This window comes from Dysgonomonas hofstadii, from assembly GCF_014196915.1.
Lineage (GTDB): Bacteria > Bacteroidota > Bacteroidia > Bacteroidales > Dysgonomonadaceae > Dysgonomonas > Dysgonomonas hofstadii.
This window is the reverse complement of sequence record NZ_JACIEP010000008.1, coordinates 158241-176172: the sequence shown is the minus strand read 5'-3', so window position 1 is coordinate 176172 and position 17932 is coordinate 158241. Positions and strand designations below refer to the sequence as shown.

Sequence of the window (17932 nt, the reverse complement as noted above, 5' to 3'; positions counted from 1 at the left end):
TTAAAAAAAATATGCTTTTCTTTATTTGTGTTGCATATTTATATAATTATAAGAAAAACAAAAAGGATAGCCTGTATCAGGCTATCCTTTTATATAATGTTTCGTATCAGTTATTCAGATTTAGATATTGGTATCTGGCGTTTTACTCCCTGACTTAACGAAATCATGGTTTCTGTGGCTACCACACCCGGTATGTCCTGTATCTTATTATTAAGCAGATCCATCAGATGTTCGTTGTCTCTGGCGTATAACTTAATTAAGATAGTGTATGGACCTGTTGTAAAATGAGATTCTACAATTTCAGGGATTTTATCCAGTTCAGGTATTACCGTTTTATACATCGAACCTCTTTCGAGTTTTACTCCGATATATGTACATGTATTATATCCTAGTACTTTAGGATTGACAAAATAGCCGGAGCCTACAATCACGTCCATTTCTATCATGCGTTGTACACGCTGATGAATGGCTGCACGGGAAACTCCACATTCCAAGGCTACATCCTTGAATGGAATCCTTGCGTTCTGGGATATGATCTCCAGTATCTTTTTGTCAAGTTTGTCGATTTTTTGCATAATCTGAGCGTTTTATAGTTATTTTATATCCAAATATAAGTTATTTTTTATAAAACTAAAACTTTTTGCTCGTAAAAATACATTGTAAGCGCCAAAATATTATCTTCTTCTTGCTTTTTTACCTGTTACTTCGTCTCAATTCCTAACAATTCGACATCGAAAATCAGATTCGAGAAAGGTTTGATTGTTCCTCTGTCTGCTGCTCCGTATGCAAGATCGTAAGGGATATAAACTGTCCATTTAGATCCGACAGGCATTAACTGAAGAACTTCTGTCCAGCCTTTGATCACACCGCTTACATTAAATGTAGCAGGAGTACCACGGTCTACAGAACTATCGAATACAGTACCGTCGATAAGAGTTCCGTGATAGTGTACTTTTACAACATCATTAGCACTTGGTTTTGCTCCGTTTCCTTCTTTGATTACTTTGTATTGTACTCCGCTAGGCAACGTTGTAACACCTTCCTTAGCTTTGTTTTCTTCAAAAAACTTAGCTTCGGCAGCAATTTTGTCAGCATATTGAGCTTTCATTTCTTCATCACGCTTAGCCTGCTGTTTAGCCTGTACCTCCTGCATTTTTACATTGAATAATGTACCTGCTTCAGGAATAGCGAATTTTTCGCCTTTCATAGAAGCGGCCAAAGCTGCAAGGAATGCATCGGCATTGATTTTTTCTTTTGCGTCAGGGCCATATAGCTGCGCTTCAACGTTAGGGAACATTTGTTTACCTATCTGATTTCCTATTGCGATACCTGTGTTGTATGCATTCTGAGAATCAGGAGACCCGATACTTTGCTTCAACCCTTTAAGGAATTCGGCAATATTACGACTATTTGCTTTGCTGATAGAGTCAATCTTGAATTTCATAATCTTAGTCAGCGAGTCTTTTTTTGCACCGATAGTATCCATGCTGATCATTCTCATATAAGATGATCTGACAGACATAGTATCTCCGATTATACCACTTTGCTGCAGAAACATGCTAAGTCCCTGTTGGTCGTACATGCTAGCTCCGAATGCATAAGAAATAGTGTCGATCTCTGTTTTGAGTGAAGCATTTGTAGAAACGCTTCCTCCACAAGATGTAAGCAAAGCTCCGATGGCCACGAATGCGCCAAGAGCGACAACTTGAATTTTTTTCATGTTTTAATTAAATAATTTATTATTAAACAATATCTAGAATTTCTACTTCGAATATTAATGTTGAATTAGGTTCGATGGATTGTCCTGCTCCTGCTTTACCGTAGGCAAGGTTTGATGGGATAAATAATTTCCATTTAGAACCTGCCGGCATAAGTTGTAATGCTTCTACCCATCCCGGTATTACCTGGTTTACACCAAATGTTGCAGGTTGCCCACGTTCTACCGAACTGTCGAATACAGTGCCATCGATCAATGTTCCATGATAATGGCATTTTACCTGGTCGATAGCTTTTGGTTTAGGGCCGTTTCCTTCTTTCTGTATTTCGTATTGTAATCCGCTAGGCAGAGTTACAACTCCGGGTCTGTTTTTGTTGATCGCTAAAAATTCTTCTCCCGCTTTAAGATTAAGTTCGAGTCTTTCTTCCTGTAGTTTGCCGAAAAAGTCGTTCAGTACTTGCTGGGCTTCTTCATATGAAATGGCGGCTTGACTACCGTTTATCACATCCTGCATTCCTTTCAGGAAAGATTCGAAATCTACATTTTTGATCCCCGAAGACATAAAGTTGTTTCCGATACTTAATCCCAGAGCATAGCTGATTTTATCCATATATTCTTTTTGTTTTTATCTTAACCTTGTAAATCATAGAGATAGTGGTCTAAGAGGTAAGGTTAAATGTTTATTTTATTTAACCAACAAAAGTAATTCTTTTCATGATACATTAATAGACTTTAGGGGCGAAAAAACTATATTTGTGTATCGTACTTACATTTTTTTAATAAATTATGAAACATATTGTTGTTTTAACAGGAGCAGGAATGAGTGCCGAAAGTGGTATTGCTACTTTCAGAGATACCGGAGGTTTATGGGAGCAACACCGTGTAGAAGATGTGGCAACACCCGAAGGATTCAGGAAGAATCCACAACTGGTACTCGATTTTTATAATGCGCGGCGAAAGGCGGCTTTCGAAGCCCAACCTAATGATGGGCATATTGGCCTGGCAGAAATGGAATCAGATTATAAGGTTTCTATTATAACTCAGAATGTAGACGATCTGCACGAGCGGGCTGGTAGTACCAATGTATTGCATTTGCATGGCGAGTTGAGTAAAGTACGTTCTACAGCCGATCCGTCCCTGATATATACACTTACTCCCGATGATGCCGAGATACATTTAGGTGACAAGTGTGAGAAGGGATCGCAGCTTCGTCCGCATATTGTATGGTTTGGCGAGGCGGTGCCTATGATCGAACAGGCGATGAAGATTGTGCAGACAGCGGATGTATTAGTTGTAATAGGTACATCGCTGAATGTATATCCTGCTGCCGGACTGTTGAATTATGTACCTCCTGCTACCTCTATTTATCTGATCGATCCTAATGAGGTGAAAACTTCTATGTATGGAGTACACTTTATAAGAAAAGGCGCTTCAGAAGGGGTAGGGGAATTGAGAAGATTAATTGAAAGATAAATTTCTAAATAAAAAAGGCGATGAAATTTCATCGCCTTTTGTTTTATTTGATATTTTCCAGTGTTTTTACCAGATAGTCATAAAATTTAGGAACTGTATCAATTACGACGAATTCATCAGGAGAGTGAGCATTCAGTATTGTTGGCCCGAATGAAACTATATCGAGTCCCGGAGTGCTTCCTAAGATAATACCACATTCCAATCCGGCATGAACCACCACCACGTGAGCTTCTTCTTTATACATTTCTTTGTATAATTTAGCCATCATATCCAGTGTTGCTGATTGGGCATTTGGCTGCCATCCCGGATATCCGTTCTCTACTGTAACCTTGGCTCCGGCAAGAGCAAACACGCTTTCCAGACTGGATGCGATTTCGTCTTTACGATCTTCTGACGAACTGCGGGCTAATATTTTTATTGATATTTTGCCATTTTCTGATGCTACACGTGCAAGGTTTGTAGAGGTTTCTACTATTCCTTCAAAATCAGTAAGCATGCTTATTACTCCATTTTGGCAACCAACAACAGCATTTATCAGGCTGTCCTGTATTTCTTCAGGGATTAGAGTTTTAGGGACGTCTGTCTTAGCAGCCTTAAAAGAAAGTTTATCTACCAGTTCGGCCGATTTATATTCTTCTTTATATTTCTTTTCGTATTTTTTCACCAGTTTCAGGAAGTCTTTTTCATCTTCTTCCGGCAGGGTTACTACGGCAACTGCTTCACGTGGGATAGCATTGCGCAATGACCCTCCATCGATCGATGCCAATCGTACTTCGTAGTTGCTGACCGCTTCTTTCAAAAAATAGAACATCAGTTTGTTGGCATTGGCACGCCCAAGGTGTATCTCTGTACCCGAGTGCCCTCCACGGAGCCCTTTCAATGTGATTTTATACGCAATGTCTCCTTTTGGGGTTTTTACTTCTTTAAATTCCCAGTCGGCATTTACATCCACACCCCCGGCGCAGCCCACGCAGAGTTCACCAATCTCTTCGGTATCGAGATTTAATAAAATGCTACCTGATAAAAATCCTTTTTTTAGCCCGTTAGCACCTACCATACCCACTTCTTCGTCTGTGGTAAACAAGGCTTCGATTTTTCCGTGCTTTAGCGTTTTGTCTTCCAGTACAGCCATCATGGCGGCTACACCGATACCATTGTCAGCTCCTAGAGTTGTAGATTTCGCCTTTACATTTTTCCCATCAATAACGGTTTCAATCGGATCTTTAGTGAAGTCATGTTTTACATCGTTATTTTTCTGCGGAACCATATCCAGATGTGATTGCAGGATCACAGTCGGAACTTTTTCTTTTCCTTTTGTCGCAGGTTTTGTGATGAGAGTATTCCCTGCTTTATCTTGTTTAACTTCCAGTCCCAGTGATTTTCCGAAATCCATTACGAATTTAGTTACTTCTTTCATCTGTCCTGTAGGACGGGGAATCTGGCTGAGGTCATAGAAGTGTTTCCACAACTGTGATGGTTTCAGTTTAAGTATTTCTTTGCCCATAGTAATTATGTTTTTAATTTACGAATGGTAACAAAGATAGGAAAATATAGAAGAAAATATGTAGCTAAAATTATGTTTTTCGGATTATTCCCGATTATTCACTGGCATTTTGTCTTATTTCTTATTCGTATCTAATTCACGGGATGTCATACGTCCTTTTCCTTCAATGGTGATTCTGTTATTATAAACAGTGACGATTCCGAAAGAATTATCATATTCTGTTTCTACTATTCCTTCCAAGGTAATAAAGGGAATACTCTTATAATATCCGAAATCACCGGGATGATGGTGTCCGGCAAAGACGGCTTTAACACAATTGTACTTTTCTATGACAGAGAGTATCTCTTTATCGTTTAAGGCAGTCAACCCATTGTCTGGATATAAAGGATGATGGGCGAAAATAAGCACTCTTTGATCCGTTTTGTCAGCTTCTGACAACAAATTGTTTAACCAGCTTAATTGTTTTTTACTAATACCACCATTCCAGGGTGCACTGTTTTTTCGCCCTTCTTTTTTGAGCTTTTCTTTCAGGGTATTAAATTCAGTTTCTTTTTCAGTTCCTTTTATATTGGCATAAGATGACAATTCATTTGTATTTAGAAATATGAACAACCAGTTATGTTCAGGTATTTCATATATAAAATATTCATCGGGCATCGATAATTTGTCATACAATGTTTTATTATTTGATACTCCTCCATAGTCGTGATTTCCGCTAATGTTAATCACTTTCCTGTCTAATTTATTCAGGAAGATTAGTACAGAATCAAGGTCTGAAAAATTCTTGTCGACCAGATCGCCAAGGTTTATCGTGAAATCGACCTGATTACTATTAAAGAAGCTCACCGCCTTATCCAGCTTCGGTAAAGAATTTCTGTAAAACCGGTTGCCATTGTTCTCGCAATTGCAATATTGAATGTCTGCCATTATTCCGAAACGGATTAATGGCTTTTGTTGAGCGCTTATAATAATATTAGCAGATAGAAATATGTAAAGACTAAAGAATAAGGATCGTTTGTTCTTCATGGTCTTAAACTTTTATTAGGGTTTAATCATCTTCTAGTATAAATTTCCAGGAACAGGCACAATTTTCATCTTTTATGTCAGGATAGCAACTTAATGTTTCGCATTTAATTCTGCTGTCTATTACTTTTGCAAAATATGCATGTTCGATAATTCCTGCTGATTGGCAGGGATGGTATGGCATATCCTTGTCTTTTCTGGCTGTTTGCACCCGGCAGTCAATTATTTTATATATGAGAAATTTTTCTTCTCTTATTAATTCTATCTTTTCATTGGCTAATGCCGGAAAACGTAATTGTAAAGCCTTTTTCATTCCTTTCAGACCAGAGTTGTCAGGTAAATTTAGGAATTTTTTTATGCGTCGGGCTTCTGTTTCAGTAAATCGTCTCCATATTTCTCTGTCGTGGTTCATAGCTGCATCCACGCCTTGTTCTTTTTCAATCGACTGAAACCATACTCCATCCATAGCGAAGAGATTGCGGGCATATATCTTCACCAGTTCTTTTAGCTGGTCTTTTGATAGATTGTCGAGAAGCATTATTTTTTCTTGTTTAACGCCAACATAATAAATCCAAATAACCCCATAGCAATAACCCATAGCGACTGCAAACCAAATACGCCTGTGGCAAAGGCTGTAGCCTCCAGGCTGCTTACGCCATATAAGCTAAGGGCGGCGATGACGGCAACCTGCCATGGGCCGAGCCCACCGTTGGATGGTACTCCCATACTAAGGCTACTGAGGGCAAAGGCTATAAGTCCGGCAGTGAAGCCCAGATCTTTGGTGAAATCGAAGGCGAAAAATGTAATATAAAAATAAAGAAAATAGGAAGTCCAGATGCCAATGGTAAACAGAGCCAGCTTTCCTTTCGATTTCATATTCCAGATGGCTTTGGCATCTTTTATGATCTCTTTGACAAAGTTTTTTACTTTGCGAACTATAAAGTTCTCTTTAAAGAATCTGAATATAATATAAGTAGTTACAATAGCTGCTACAATTAGAATATATAAAAGCGGAGATTTCAAGATACCTAATACCATATCGAATGTCGCCTGATTTTGCTCCAGTTGCGAAATAAAGAATTGCATATTAAACAGGAACGCGATCAGGCAGATCGTTATCACAGTCAACGAATCGAATATCCGGTCGAGTATCATTGTGCCGAATAGTTTTGAGAAAGGGATTTTCTCTTCCTTTGCGACAATTCCGCATTTCCAGAGTTCGCCGGCACGAGGCAAGGCAAAGTTCACAGCATAGCCTCCATAAATGGCGTAACTGAGATTTGCTATTTTTGCTTTATACCCTAATGGGTCGATAAACAATTCCCAGCGATAACCTCTGAGTGTATGTCCTATCAGGCCGAAAAGCAGGGAGAACAGAAGGATGCCCCAGTTGGCATCTTTTATGATATGCCAGACATCGTTGAAGTTGATATCCCGAAAAAGGTAGACAATAATAAAAATGCCCAACGCCAATGGTAAAACAACCTTGATAAAGGTATTCAATAAAGATTTTTTTTTAGAAACGGGTACTTCTTCTATCGGTTCAGCCATGCTTATTTTGTAAAATTGCAGTATATTTAGCTATAATGCGAAAGGTTAGTGCTTATTTTTAGCAATAAAACACTACCTTTGCGCCTGCAAATATAGTGATAAATATAAGTATGTCAGTAGTCAAGCCAAAGAAATTCTTAGGGCAACATTTCCTGAAAGACATGGAGATAGCCCGGCGGATAGCCGATACCTTGGACGATTTTGCCAGTGTGCCGGTTATAGAAGTCGGCCCGGGAATGGGTGTGTTGACGCAATTTCTCCTAGAGAAAGGAAGAGACTTGACTGCAATAGAGATTGACAGGGATTCTGTACCGTATCTTCATGAACATTATCCTGCTTTGAGAGGACATATTATAGAAGGTGATTTTCTGACATTGAATCTATCGGAGATCTATAAAGATAAATTCTGTGTGATCGGTAATTATCCATACAATATTTCGTCACAGATATTTTTTAAAGTACTCGACTATAAAGACCAGATACCTTGTTGTTCGGGCATGCTTCAGAAGGAAGTCGCCGAACGGATTGCCGCTAAGCCCGGCGGTAAGGTGTATGGCATATTGAGTGTACTTCTTCAGGCATGGTACGATATAGAATACCTGTTCACAGTGAGTGAAGACGTATTTGATCCTCCACCAAGAGTAAAATCGGCAGTAATAAGACTGGTGCGGAACGAAAGAAAAAAGCTGAATTGTGATGAAAAGCTTTTTAAGACGGTTGTGAAAACCGGGTTCAATCAGCGGCGAAAAACACTGCGTAATTCGATGAAGCCGTTGCTCGGAAAAGATTGCGAAGCATATTCGAATCCAATCTTCGGAGAACGACCCGAGCGGCTCTCGGTTGCAGATTTTGAGGAGTTGACCAATATAGTCGCTACTTATCTGCCCGGGAGTGGAAATGAGAGGAAATAGAGTACACACCTTTTAATTAAAAGCGCTCATGTCAGAAGTAAAATTATTCTATCATAGAGACAATGCTATAAGAATGAGCCGTAGCATTGAATTTTTGAAAACTACCCCGATCAAGAACTTTCTGTGGATCGACCTCAATAATGTAGATGAGGAAATAGAGAACGAGCTCGAAGATTATCTGAAAATATATATTCAGGAAGAAGAGGAAATGGTGGAGATCGAGATGTCGTCCCGCTATATGGAAACGGCTGATTCTCTTGTCGTAAACTCTAACTTCCTTTTAGGTAGTTTCGAACGGGAGCCTGTCTCTTTCATCATGAAAAATAATATCCTCATCACTGTTCGTGGTGAGGATCTGACATCTTTTCACGAAACGACGAAGAAAATATTTGCCAATCCCAAAATGTATCCGACAGGTTATCATGTTTTTGTCGCTATTTTGGAAACCCGGGTAGAAATGGATGCGGATATGATAGAGGATATGACGCAGCAGATTACTATGCTGAGTAACAGCATCAGTATAAAAGAGGCGGATGAGGAACTTTTGATGGAGATTAAGAACCTTCAGGAAAAAACTATGCTATTGCGGGAGAATATAATAGATAAGCAGCGTGCGGTGACCAGTTTGTTGAAAAGTGAACTGATGCCAAGGGAGTTGCATGGCAGGATAACAATTCTTATCAAAGACATAAATTCACTGTTAGAGCATATTCGTTTCAGTTTCGACCGCCTCGACTATTTACAGGATACTTTCCTCGGATTCGTTAATATCGAGCAGAATAAGATAATCAAGATGTTTACAGTGATATCGGTAATATTCATGCCGCCTACGCTCATCGCCAGTGTGTATGGCATGAACTTTGATATAATGCCCGAGCTGAAATGGACGTATGGATACGAATTTTCGATAGGACTGATGGTGGCAGCTGTTGCAATAATCCTGTTTTATTTCAGAAAGAAAAAATGGCTGTGATATTTTTATCAGATAAGCGAATAAATAAAGAAAGGCTGACCAGATGGTCAGCCTTTCTTTATTATTACTTCTTTTCTTTCTTTTCTTTCTCCGGTTCCTTACTTTCCGATAAAATTTTCTTAGCATTCTCGATATCCAGTTTTGCCGCTTCATCCAAAATAGGGTAGTGGAGTCCAAGTTCTTCCATGCGGTCTCCAATGATCTGGCCTACAGCATAACGCATAAACCATTTGTTGTCAGCCGGAATAACATACCATGGCGCATTTTCGGTAGATGTCTCGCTAAGCATGTCGGAATAAGCTTTCATATAATCGTTCCAATAAGTGCGCTCTTTGAGGTCTGCGGAAGAAAATTTCCAGTTCTTCGACTCGTCTTCGAGCCGTGCCATAAAACGGATTTCCTGTTCCTCATGCGATACATTCAGGAAAAATTTGAGTACAATAGTCCCGTTTTCGGTCAGATGTCTTTCTAAATCGTTAATCTGACGATAGCGTTTTTCCCAGAATTTGTCGTCAATGTCTTCTGTTTTATTGATATCCGGCAGTTTTCCGTTCAATACTATAGATGGATGCACTTTTGCTACTAATACATCTTCATAGTGCGACCTGTTGAATATGCCTATACGACCACGTTCGGGCAGGCATTTGTATATCCTCCACAGATAGTCATGATCTAAATCTTCTGCTGATGGTACTTTAAAGGAGTATACCTGACAGCCTTGCGGATTGATGCCCGACATTACATGCTTGATAGTGCCATCTTTGCCGGCAGCGTCCATTGCCTGAAAGATGACTAATACAGCAAATCTGTCGTGAGCATATAGCTTGTCCTGTAATTCGGCCAATCTTTCTATATTTTCCTGCAGGAGGTCTTTTGCGTCTTTCTTTTTCAATCCTGCAGTATAATCGGTTTTGAAATCCGATACTTTATGCTTTTTGCCGGGCTCTGCGATTAACTTTTTTAAAACCTCTTTCTTCATAAGCGTATTTTTTTAGGGTGCAGGGAACTATGATTGTTTTTAGTCTATTTGTAACTACCCAGAATCTGATAAATTTCATTTTTCTTTTGTCCGTCAGCAAAATACCATTTATTATCATATTTGATTCTGCCGCTCTCTTTCCATATCATGAGCCATGTGTTATCATCCTGGGGTTTGTCTTTATAGTGCGAAATAATTGTATAATCAGGTGCCACCATTTTTACCATAATACCGCTGTTGTTCCATAGGGTATCGTTTACTGATAAAGCAAAATATTCTCCAAGTTTGTTTTTATCCGTATCACCGATTATATACTTTTCATCCTTATCGGGAAACATGATATACATGCTGTCTACATTAACTGTGTTGAATTGCATCTTCATCGTGTCGGTTACTTCTGCTTTTGTCTCTTCCTTTTTGTCTGTTGCTTCTTTTTTCGCAGGGTTACATGCGGAGAGAATTACCGAAGCAAAGATGGTACTTGCAGCTAATTTGAAAAAGATATTTATTGCTTTCATTTATTGTTTATTTTAACTTTAATAACATCAGATAATCGTGTTTGTTCTCCTGTATGATCTCAAATCCCAGTTTTTTATACATTTTAACTGCATAATTATTCTTGTTCACACTTAGAGAAGTTTGTTCATATCCTTCTTCTTTAAGGAGATCGATCATTTGCTTCATCATTATAGAACCATAACCTTTGTTACGGAATTCTTTAAATAGAGATATCGCGAATTCTGGTGTTTTGCTGTCTATATTTCCAAACCCTTTTACATCTCTGTTCAAAATTCTTGTCCAAACCGCACCAATGATTTTATTATCTGTTACTGCTACAAGGCAATGGTCGTCAGGAAAAGAGCCGAATCCATCTATGTAAACATAAATGTCCGGCTCTCTTATTATTTCGCGGGGAAAAGAATTCGTGTTTTCTTCCTGAAATATGGCTTCATACAGCATATCTTCCAGGATGCTATACTCTCCTTCCTTTATTTCCCTGATTATTATATCTTCCAAAAACTGGATGTTTTATTCCTCTTCCTCCTTGAACCAGCCCGAATACATCAGGTAATTCTTTGCTATCTTCTGGTTTATTTCTTTAGCCTGGTCAGGATCGACTTTCTTTACAAATTTAGCTGGGACTCCGGCATAAATACTACCCGGTTCTACTTTTGTGCCACTGAGTATTACCGATCCGGCAGCAACGATTGCTCCTTCACCGATGACAGCGTGATCGAGTACAATTGCTCCCATGCCTATCAGAGCTCCATTTTCTATCTTTGCTCCATGTATTACAACATTATGACCTACAGAGACATCGTCGCCGATTTCCACCACAGATTTCTGATATAGAGTATGTAGCACACTGCCATCTTGTATATTAACCCTGTCGCCTATACGGATCGAATTTACATCGCCCCGCAATACGGCATTGAACCAAATGCTGCAATCGTTACCTATTACCACATCGCCAATGACAGTAGCGTTATCGGCCAGATATGTATTATCTCCTATTTCGGGCGTAAAGCCTCTGACTTCTTTAATTAGTGCCATTCTTATCTTTTATGTAATATTCTAATAATGTATCTATTTGTTTTGTGTCTATCTTTTTAGCTATTATTTTTTTATCCTTATCCAGCAAATAAGTCATTGGTATGCCCGAAAGATCATAATTCAGCCAATACTGTGATTTGTAATCCATATCAGCGGCATTGATCCAGTCTGTAAGATTATGTTTTTGTATATACTCTACCCATTCCTTCTTATCCGAACCAATGTTGATCGCTATAATTTTTAATCCTTTGTCTTTATACTTTTCATACAGTTCGTTGTGTAACCTGGGTGTTTCTGTTGTGCAATGCCCGCAGTTGAGATCATAGAAATACAAAACAATGTAATCGGAAACTATTTCGGATGTATTAATGGAATCGCCCTCTGTTGTTTTCAACGGGATATTTATGGCGGTCATGCCGATCCTGTTGTTCTTTATATTTTCATACATGCTTTTTATTTCAACCATCTGCTTAGCATCTATCCAGGATATGTTTTTATCGACAACATAATCCTCAAACAAACGTGCCCATATGTTTTCATCACCCATCTTCTTGCTGGTCATTGACTGGTTGAAAAGTTTCGACAACATTTCTTTAAAACAAACATCATTCTCTTTTGTTTTTGCAACAAGGCTGCTTGCCGCCGAAGCTAACGAATCAGGGATAAATTCTACCCATTCTTTCATGTAAGTGTCTATGTAGCTGTCAAAGTAGTTTGTATTCCAGAAACGTGGATCGGTAAGGTCGACATTGTCAAAGAAGTGTATTTGTCCGTACTTCCTGTTTGCGTCTATTTCCTGTTTATTCTGAGGATTTGGATATGGCAAAGCTACAGGCTCAAGGCCTTTCACCAGTTTTCCGGCCCAGTTGTGTTTATTTTCTTTATTAAAATTGATACTGAAATCTTTTCGTTTTTCGATCAGATTTTTTATTTGTGTTGATAGTTCAGAGCGTTTGTCTTCTGTCAGTGTACTGTCCGTCATGCTTAATTGCAGGGAATTTATCTTTGTGTTATAATCTTCGATCTGCGATAAATAGTTCCACAGGCGCTCGGTGTCTTTACTTCCGGTAACTTTGTTTCCGGTAGATGCGTATTCGCTCAGCTGCATTTTTATGTTATGCTGTTCGTCTCCAATGAGAAAATCGGCTTGGAATGCCAGTTTGATATGCAGGAAGTATTGGCCTTGCTGTAATCCGTCAGCTATTGAAAATACACCTTTGCCTTCGTCCGATAATTTTACTGAATCTATTGCGTAAGTCTTATCTTTCCAGTATTGTCCCAAGTATAAAATATTATTTTTTTGTGTAGGAATAGTCACTTCCAGGCGAAAGCCTTTATTTTGTTTGTTTGTGTAATTATGAGCCTCCACGTTGCAGAAGAGGAGGCTCATAACTATCAGGATATTAAATTTCATTTGTCTTTTCTTTTAACCAATGTTTTTCTTCCTCATTCAACAATGGAGAAAGACGATCATATACAAATTTATGATATAAATTGAACCATTCTATTTCTTTGTCAGTCAGCATCTCCTTCACAATCGGAGTTTTATCTATCGGACAAAGGGTTAGTGTTTTAAAAGAATAAAACTCTCCGAATTCTGTTGTTACCTCATGCTGTGTAAGTATGAGGTTCTCTATACGGATACCGTATTGATTGGCTCTGTATATTCCCGGTTCATTCGATGTAACCATGCCAATTTGCAGGGTAGTAGGATTCTCGTTCATCCTTATATTCTGAGGCCCTTCATGTACATTCAGGAAATGACCGATACCATGTCCTGTACCGTGAAGATAATTGAGCCCGTTATCCCATAACGCTTTGCGGGCTAGTATGTCGATCTGGCTGCCTCTTGTCCCTTGCGGATAAATAGCAGTAGCAATATTGATATGTCCTTTCAGAACCATTGTATAATCTTTCTTCATCTGTTCTGTCAATGGCCCTACGGCAATGGTACGTGTAATATCCGTTGTGCCGTCGAAATACTGTGCACCGGAGTCTACAAGCAGAAAACCTTCGGGTTTTACGTCCAGCGAACTTTCTTTTGAAACATGATAGTGGACTATTGCCCCATTCGGATTATATCCCGAAATAGTGTCAAAGCTTTCCCCTACAAATCCATCCTGTTGGCTACGATATTCTACTAATTTCCCTGGGATCATTATTTCGGAAACTCCGCCTGCAGGCACTGCCTTTTCGAGCCACATGAGGAAGCGTATCAACGCTACGCCGTCTTTTTCCATAGCTTTGTTAAAGCCTTGTATCTCGGTTTCGTTCTTGATACTTTTCATCAGGTCGGCCGGAGACGGTGCGTTTTCTATTATTTTGCAATCACTTGGAATAGTGTTGTATAGTTTGAATGTGATCTTGTTGGCATCCAGGCAAACAGTTTCCTTGATATTGGAAACATAATCGAAGACTTTATCATATTCTGCTAATATAACACCTTGCTCTTTCAGGTAATCTGCAACTTCGCTTGTTAGTTTCTTCGGATTTATAAATAATACAGACTCTTTTCTCGAAACATAGGCATAACTTACAGCCACGGGATTACATTTTACATCATTACCTCTGATGTTGAATATCCACGCAATAGTATCTAATGAGGCTACGAGCAGGGAGTCGGCTCCTGCTTTCTCTACAGCATCACATATGCGGGTTATTTTATGTTTGGTAGATTCCCCCGAGTATTTTTCAGGAAATGCAAAAATTGTATTTGTAGGAATTTCAGGTCTGTCGTGCCATATCGCATCAAACGGATCATAATCGCTGATCAGGTGCAGCTCTTTCATGTTCAGCTTATGAGTAAGGTTGAATGCATCTTTTGAAGCATATACATTTCCGTCGATGCCTACGTATTCACCTTTACCAAGTTCGGTTGTCAGCCATTCCTCCATTGTGGGTGTCTCAGGCAATCCGTCTTTAAATAAGATGATTTCAGTTTCTTCCAGTTCTTTGCCTGCTTGCAAAAAATAGCGTGAGTCTGTCCAAAGACCGGCTTTTTCTCTGGTGACAACAATTGTCCCTGCCGATCCCGTAAAACCACTGATCCATTCGCGGGACGCCCAGTGCGAGGCGGGATATTCACTCAGGTGAGAATCGGTGCTGGGTACTATAAAGGCATGTAAGCCTTTTTCTTCCATGAATTTACGTAAGGAATTCAGCCTTTTATTGATCGTGTTACTCATGATTAATATTTTTATATATTAGTTAAGCTAAATATCTTATTTACTCGTCGTTCATCGAACATTGTCCTGTGAATCTGGCTCCCGGCTCTATTTCTACCATTCGGGTTTTCATGTTGCCATCAAGGATTGCAGAAGCTCTTAGTATCACTTTTTCCGAACAGAAAATATCTCCTTTTACACAACCAAGGATTTCAATGTTTATACATTTAATTTCGCCCGTAGTTTTACTGTGAGACCCTATGATTATCTTACCATTGCACGAAATATTTCCATTTATAGATCCGTCGATCCGGAAATCCTCTTCAGCGCTGATGTCCCCTGTTATATTTGTGCCCGAAGCTAGTATATTGTGTGTACTGGCCGTTGTAGCTATGACTTCTTTTATTTTCGCCATGTTTTAATTATCAATAAGTTTGTTTAGAAAGACAAACTTAGTTAAAATAACCTAGAACTGAATATTCTTGTCTGAAAAATTAAGATGTCTTTAATACATTATAACATGTATTGTCAGAGGTTTGATGTCAGAGGATGGTAGCATGGCATTGTGTTTTTACTTATCTTTGCCTCTGTAAAATATTGAATGGGAATGAAAAGCTATATTTTGTTGGAAAATATTGTGTTTTATGCCAATCATGGCGTCTTTCCTCAGGAAACGGCAGTTGGTAATGTTTTTGTTGTTAATCTTAGAATAGAAACGGATCTGAGTAAAGCCGCAACTTCTGATGAATTGACCGATACTGTCAGTTATGCTGAGATATATGATATTGTAAAGCAGGAAATGGATGTTCCTTCAAAATTGCTCGAACATGTAGCAAAAAGAATAACTTCCCGTTTGAAAGAGGTATTCCCTCAGATTAAACAGATAGAAATAAAGTTGTCTAAACGCAATCCTCCGGTAGGAGGACAGCTAGACTCTGCAAGTATTGTGTTGGTTGAATGAGCAGAATGAGAGTGAAGAAAATAACAGAACTGAACAGGGTTTCAGTTGATGAATTTAAAAAGGCGATAAAAACGCCCTTAGTGGTCGTGTTGGATAATGTAAGGAGTTTAAATAATATAGGTTCGGTCTTCCGGTCATCAGACGCGTTTCTTGTCGAGGCGGTTTATCTGTGTGGTATAACGGCAACGCCACCGGATGCCGAAATACATAAAACCGCATTAGGCTCTGAAGATTCGGTAGCTTGGAGATATTTTGAGAAAACAAAAGATGCGGTGACAGATCTCAAGACACGGGGTTTTTTCGTTTGTGCCATAGAACAGGCTGAAGGCAGTATTATGTTGAATGATCTGCATTTGGATAAAGAACACAACTATGCCATAGTTTTAGGAAACGAAGTGAAAGGCGTCGGACAAGATGTGGTTGATGCATGTGATTGTTGTATAGAGATTCCGCAATTTGGCACTAAACATTCGTTGAATGTGTCAGTTGCAGCCGGAATAGTTGTATGGGAATTTTTTAAACAGATGGGGTAACTTTGCGATATTTTTGTTAGTTTTGTTCACTGAAACATTAATTGTAATTAAGCATAACTATGATAACAGATTCAGATAAAATTCGTCTTGAGCAAAAGGGTATCTCATTAGAAGAACTGCAAAAGCAATTGGATTGTTTCAGGAATGGTTTTCCCTATCTCGAATTATCTACGGCCGCTTCGGTAGCTAAAGGTATTATGGTAATACCTCAGGATGAGGAAAAGCGCTATCTCGAAAGCTGGGAGGCGTACAAAAACTTACCAAATAAAAAAATCTTGAAGTTTGTTCCTGCATCGGGAGCGGCAAGCCGCATGTTTAAAGACCTGTTTGAGTTTTTAGATGCACCCTATAATAAACCGGAGACTTCATTTGAAAAAACATTCTTTGAGAACCTATCAGGTTTTGCCTTTTACAACGATCTGGAAGATGTGATCAGGCAAAAAGAAGGAAAGGATATTTTGACATTGGTATCTGAAAATAAATATAAAACAATTGTTCGATACCTGCTGTTGCCTGAAGGCCTTAATTATGGCAGTCTACCAAAGGGATTACTTAAATTTCATAAATATGACGGCTTCTCCCGTACACCGGTCGAGGAGCATCTGAAAGAAGGTTATTTATATGCCAAAAATGACGAAGGTCTTATCAGTATTCACTTTACAGTGTCGCCTGAACACAAGGCTCTGTTTGAAGGACTTGTAGCTGATAAAAAAGAAGAGGCAGAAAATGAACTTTTTGTTACTTATAACGTTAACTTCAGTATACAGAAGCCTAGTACGGATACGATAGCAGTTGATGCTAATAATGAGCCTTTTCGCGAAGGTGGCGAGTTAATTTTCCGTCCTGGGGGACATGGTGCTTTAATCGAAAACCTAAATGATTTGGACGCCGATATTGTATTTATTAAAAATATAGACAATACTGTACCTGATAAATATAAAGACGTAGAGACCAAATACAAGAAAATACTGGCAGGAGTGCTGGTTGAGGCTCAGAAAAAAGTATTTGTGTATTTAAAACTTATAGACAGTGGAAAGTATACCCATGACGAATTGTTAGAGATTCTTTATTTTTTACAGAATACGTTAAACATAAAGAATCCTGAAACAAAGCTGTTGGAAGACGCAGAGTTGGTGCTTTATCTGAAAAAGAAACTGGATAGGCCGATACGTGTCTGCGGAATGGTCAGGAACGTAGGGGAACCCGGAGGGGGGCCTTTTCTGGCTGTGAATCAGGATGAGACTATTTCCCCACAAATACTGGAGAGTTCTCAGGTAAACATGGCTGATCCTCTGAAAAAAGAAATGTTCCAGAAGGGAACCCATTTTAATCCTGTCGATCTGGTCTGTGGAATAAAAGATTACAGAGGATATCATTTTAATCTGAAAGATTATGTAGATTATAATACCGGATTTATTTCCAGAAAATCCAAGAATGGAAAAGAGCTGAAAGCTCTGGAATTGCCTGGACTTTGGAATGGGGCTATGTCTGATTGGAGTACTATTTTTGTGGAAGTTCCTATAGAGACATTTAATCCGGTAAAAACAGTTAATGATTTGTTGAGAGGGCGGCACATTTGATCAATTTTA

20 protein-coding genes are annotated in these 17932 nt (G+C 38.9%); 6 read left to right on the top strand and 14 right to left on the bottom strand.

The window, feature by feature from the left end; all coding sequences use genetic code 11:
- Positions 1 to 110 precede the first annotated feature (110 nt).
- The 3 genes from GGR21_RS12585 to GGR21_RS12575 all read right to left on the bottom strand — a co-directional run bounded on the left by GGR21_RS12585 (position 111) and on the right by GGR21_RS12575 (position 2327).
- Complete coding sequence (locus GGR21_RS12585) at positions 111 to 575, bottom strand: Lrp/AsnC family transcriptional regulator (RefSeq protein ID WP_006799740.1); 465 nt, start codon at positions 573 to 575, stop codon at positions 111 to 113.
- Positions 576 to 700: 125 nt separating this feature from the next.
- Positions 701 to 1720 (bottom strand): FKBP-type peptidyl-prolyl cis-trans isomerase, encoded by a 1020-nt coding sequence (locus GGR21_RS12580; RefSeq protein ID WP_183307579.1) that lies wholly within the window; start codon positions 1718 to 1720, stop codon positions 701 to 703.
- 22 nt (positions 1721 to 1742) lie between these two features.
- The gene (locus GGR21_RS12575) at positions 1743 to 2327 is read right to left on the bottom strand and encodes an FKBP-type peptidyl-prolyl cis-trans isomerase (protein WP_183307578.1); all 585 of its coding nucleotides are present in this window, start codon (positions 2325 to 2327) and stop codon (positions 1743 to 1745) included.
- 176 nt (positions 2328 to 2503) lie between these two features.
- On the opposite strand from GGR21_RS12575, the gene GGR21_RS12570 reads away from it, so the two are divergent.
- Positions 2504 to 3190, top strand: a complete 687-nt coding sequence (locus GGR21_RS12570; RefSeq protein WP_183307577.1) for an SIR2 family NAD-dependent protein deacylase — start codon at positions 2504 to 2506, stop codon at positions 3188 to 3190.
- Positions 3191 to 3233: 43 nt separating this feature from the next.
- On the opposite strand, the gene GGR21_RS12565 is transcribed toward GGR21_RS12570, so the two are convergent.
- The 4 genes from GGR21_RS12565 to GGR21_RS12550 all read right to left on the bottom strand — a co-directional run bounded on the left by GGR21_RS12565 (position 3234) and on the right by GGR21_RS12550 (position 7268).
- Positions 3234 to 4694, bottom strand: coding sequence for an aminoacyl-histidine dipeptidase (locus tag GGR21_RS12565; protein ID WP_183307576.1), 1461 nt, complete (start codon positions 4692 to 4694; stop codon positions 3234 to 3236).
- Between the two features lie 114 nt (positions 4695 to 4808).
- Positions 4809 to 5720: a metallophosphoesterase gene (locus GGR21_RS12560; RefSeq protein WP_183307575.1), complete on the bottom strand. Its 912-nt coding sequence runs from the start codon at positions 5718 to 5720 to the stop codon at positions 4809 to 4811.
- Between the two features lie 22 nt (positions 5721 to 5742).
- On the bottom strand, positions 5743 to 6255 hold the full coding sequence (locus GGR21_RS12555) for a DUF6125 family protein (RefSeq protein ID WP_183307574.1): 513 nt from the start codon (positions 6253 to 6255) through the stop codon (positions 5743 to 5745).
- Positions 6255 to 7268 (bottom strand): lysylphosphatidylglycerol synthase transmembrane domain-containing protein, encoded by a 1014-nt coding sequence (locus GGR21_RS12550; RefSeq protein WP_183307573.1) that lies wholly within the window; start codon positions 7266 to 7268, stop codon positions 6255 to 6257. Before GGR21_RS12550 ends, GGR21_RS12555 begins: the two co-directional genes overlap by 1 nt.
- A gap of 110 nt (positions 7269 to 7378) precedes the next feature.
- Here GGR21_RS12550 and rsmA point away from each other — a divergent pair, with 110 nt between their 5' ends.
- Together rsmA and corA are read left to right on the top strand one after the other, a co-directional pair.
- Positions 7379 to 8179, top strand: a complete 801-nt coding sequence (gene rsmA / locus GGR21_RS12545) for a 16S rRNA (adenine(1518)-N(6)/adenine(1519)-N(6))-dimethyltransferase RsmA (RefSeq protein WP_183307572.1) — start codon at positions 7379 to 7381, stop codon at positions 8177 to 8179.
- Positions 8180 to 8207: 28 nt separating this feature from the next.
- Positions 8208 to 9152: a magnesium/cobalt transporter CorA gene (corA, locus tag GGR21_RS12540; RefSeq protein ID WP_183307571.1), complete on the top strand. Its 945-nt coding sequence runs from the start codon at positions 8208 to 8210 to the stop codon at positions 9150 to 9152.
- A 64-nt stretch (positions 9153 to 9216) separates the two neighbouring features.
- Here the strand turns inward: corA and GGR21_RS12535 are convergent, their stop codons facing one another.
- The 7 genes from GGR21_RS12535 to GGR21_RS12505 are packed head-to-tail and all read right to left on the bottom strand — an operon-like array spanning position 9217 to position 15264.
- A complete protein-coding gene (locus tag GGR21_RS12535; protein WP_183307570.1) occupies positions 9217 to 10131 on the bottom strand; it encodes a polyphosphate kinase 2 family protein in 915 nt (304 codons plus the stop codon).
- A gap of 44 nt (positions 10132 to 10175) precedes the next feature.
- Positions 10176 to 10649 carry a hypothetical protein gene (locus GGR21_RS12530; RefSeq protein ID WP_183307569.1) on the bottom strand — a complete coding sequence of 158 codons (474 nt, stop codon included), beginning with the start codon at positions 10647 to 10649 and terminating at the stop codon, positions 10176 to 10178.
- 7 nt (positions 10650 to 10656) lie between these two features.
- The gene (locus GGR21_RS12525) at positions 10657 to 11148 is read right to left on the bottom strand and encodes a GNAT family N-acetyltransferase (RefSeq protein WP_183307568.1); all 492 of its coding nucleotides are present in this window, start codon (positions 11146 to 11148) and stop codon (positions 10657 to 10659) included.
- A gap of 12 nt (positions 11149 to 11160) precedes the next feature.
- Complete coding sequence (locus tag GGR21_RS12520; protein WP_183307567.1) at positions 11161 to 11685, bottom strand: gamma carbonic anhydrase family protein; 525 nt, start codon at positions 11683 to 11685, stop codon at positions 11161 to 11163.
- Positions 11672 to 13099: a peroxiredoxin family protein gene (locus tag GGR21_RS12515; RefSeq protein WP_183307566.1), complete on the bottom strand. Its 1428-nt coding sequence runs from the start codon at positions 13097 to 13099 to the stop codon at positions 11672 to 11674. Before GGR21_RS12515 ends, GGR21_RS12520 begins: the two co-directional genes overlap by 14 nt.
- Complete coding sequence (locus GGR21_RS12510) at positions 13089 to 14870, bottom strand: aminopeptidase P family protein (RefSeq protein WP_183307565.1); 1782 nt, start codon at positions 14868 to 14870, stop codon at positions 13089 to 13091. The genes GGR21_RS12515 and GGR21_RS12510 overlap by 11 nt, the downstream gene beginning before the upstream one ends.
- A gap of 40 nt (positions 14871 to 14910) precedes the next feature.
- Positions 14911 to 15264: a bactofilin family protein gene (locus GGR21_RS12505; RefSeq protein ID WP_183307564.1), complete on the bottom strand. Its 354-nt coding sequence runs from the start codon at positions 15262 to 15264 to the stop codon at positions 14911 to 14913.
- A 186-nt stretch (positions 15265 to 15450) separates the two neighbouring features.
- Here GGR21_RS12505 and folB point away from each other — a divergent pair, with 186 nt between their 5' ends.
- Genes folB through GGR21_RS12490 form a run of 3 tightly spaced genes read left to right on the top strand, consistent with a single transcriptional unit; the run spans position 15451 to position 17923 of the window.
- Positions 15451 to 15810 (top strand): dihydroneopterin aldolase, encoded by a 360-nt coding sequence (folB, locus tag GGR21_RS12500; protein WP_183307563.1) that lies wholly within the window; start codon positions 15451 to 15453, stop codon positions 15808 to 15810.
- A gap of 5 nt (positions 15811 to 15815) precedes the next feature.
- Entirely contained in the window at positions 15816 to 16343 is a 528-nt protein-coding gene (locus GGR21_RS12495; protein ID WP_183307628.1) for an RNA methyltransferase, read from the top strand.
- A 59-nt stretch (positions 16344 to 16402) separates the two neighbouring features.
- Complete coding sequence (locus tag GGR21_RS12490) at positions 16403 to 17923, top strand: DUF4301 family protein (protein WP_183307562.1); 1521 nt, start codon at positions 16403 to 16405, stop codon at positions 17921 to 17923.
- Positions 17924 to 17932 lie beyond the last annotated feature (9 nt).

Excerpts from the sequence above, each read along its gene's own strand:
- GGR21_RS12490 (WP_183307562.1), top strand. The coding sequence starts at position 16,403 with ATGATAACAGATTCAGATAAAATTCGTCTTGAGCAAAAGGGTATCTCA.
- GGR21_RS12510 (WP_183307565.1), bottom strand. The coding sequence starts at position 14,870 with ATGAGTAACACGATCAATAAAAGGCTGAATTCCTTACGTAAATTCATG.
- GGR21_RS12570 (WP_183307577.1), top strand. The coding sequence starts at position 2,504 with ATGAAACATATTGTTGTTTTAACAGGAGCAGGAATGAGTGCCGAAAGT.
- folB (WP_183307563.1), top strand. The coding sequence starts at position 15,451 with ATGGGAATGAAAAGCTATATTTTGTTGGAAAATATTGTGTTTTATGCC.
- GGR21_RS12560 (WP_183307575.1), bottom strand. The coding sequence starts at position 5,720 with ATGAAGAACAAACGATCCTTATTCTTTAGTCTTTACATATTTCTATCT.
- GGR21_RS12495 (WP_183307628.1), top strand. The coding sequence starts at position 15,816 with ATGAGAGTGAAGAAAATAACAGAACTGAACAGGGTTTCAGTTGATGAA.
- GGR21_RS12580 (WP_183307579.1), bottom strand. The coding sequence starts at position 1,720 with ATGAAAAAAATTCAAGTTGTCGCTCTTGGCGCATTCGTGGCCATCGGA.
- GGR21_RS12535 (WP_183307570.1), bottom strand. The coding sequence starts at position 10,131 with ATGAAGAAAGAGGTTTTAAAAAAGTTAATCGCAGAGCCCGGCAAAAAG.
- GGR21_RS12520 (WP_183307567.1), bottom strand. The coding sequence starts at position 11,685 with ATGGCACTAATTAAAGAAGTCAGAGGCTTTACGCCCGAAATAGGAGAT.
- GGR21_RS12515 (WP_183307566.1), bottom strand. The coding sequence starts at position 13,099 with ATGAAATTTAATATCCTGATAGTTATGAGCCTCCTCTTCTGCAACGTG.
- GGR21_RS12555 (WP_183307574.1), bottom strand. The coding sequence starts at position 6,255 with ATGCTTCTCGACAATCTATCAAAAGACCAGCTAAAAGAACTGGTGAAG.
- GGR21_RS12530 (WP_183307569.1), bottom strand. The coding sequence starts at position 10,649 with ATGAAAGCAATAAATATCTTTTTCAAATTAGCTGCAAGTACCATCTTT.
- corA (WP_183307571.1), top strand. The coding sequence starts at position 8,208 with ATGTCAGAAGTAAAATTATTCTATCATAGAGACAATGCTATAAGAATG.
- GGR21_RS12575 (WP_183307578.1), bottom strand. The coding sequence starts at position 2,327 with ATGGATAAAATCAGCTATGCTCTGGGATTAAGTATCGGAAACAACTTT.
- rsmA (WP_183307572.1), top strand. The coding sequence starts at position 7,379 with ATGTCAGTAGTCAAGCCAAAGAAATTCTTAGGGCAACATTTCCTGAAA.
- GGR21_RS12565 (WP_183307576.1), bottom strand. The coding sequence starts at position 4,694 with ATGGGCAAAGAAATACTTAAACTGAAACCATCACAGTTGTGGAAACAC.
- GGR21_RS12505 (WP_183307564.1), bottom strand. The coding sequence starts at position 15,264 with ATGGCGAAAATAAAAGAAGTCATAGCTACAACGGCCAGTACACACAAT.
- GGR21_RS12550 (WP_183307573.1), bottom strand. The coding sequence starts at position 7,268 with ATGGCTGAACCGATAGAAGAAGTACCCGTTTCTAAAAAAAAATCTTTA.
- GGR21_RS12585 (WP_006799740.1), bottom strand. The coding sequence starts at position 575 with ATGCAAAAAATCGACAAACTTGACAAAAAGATACTGGAGATCATATCC.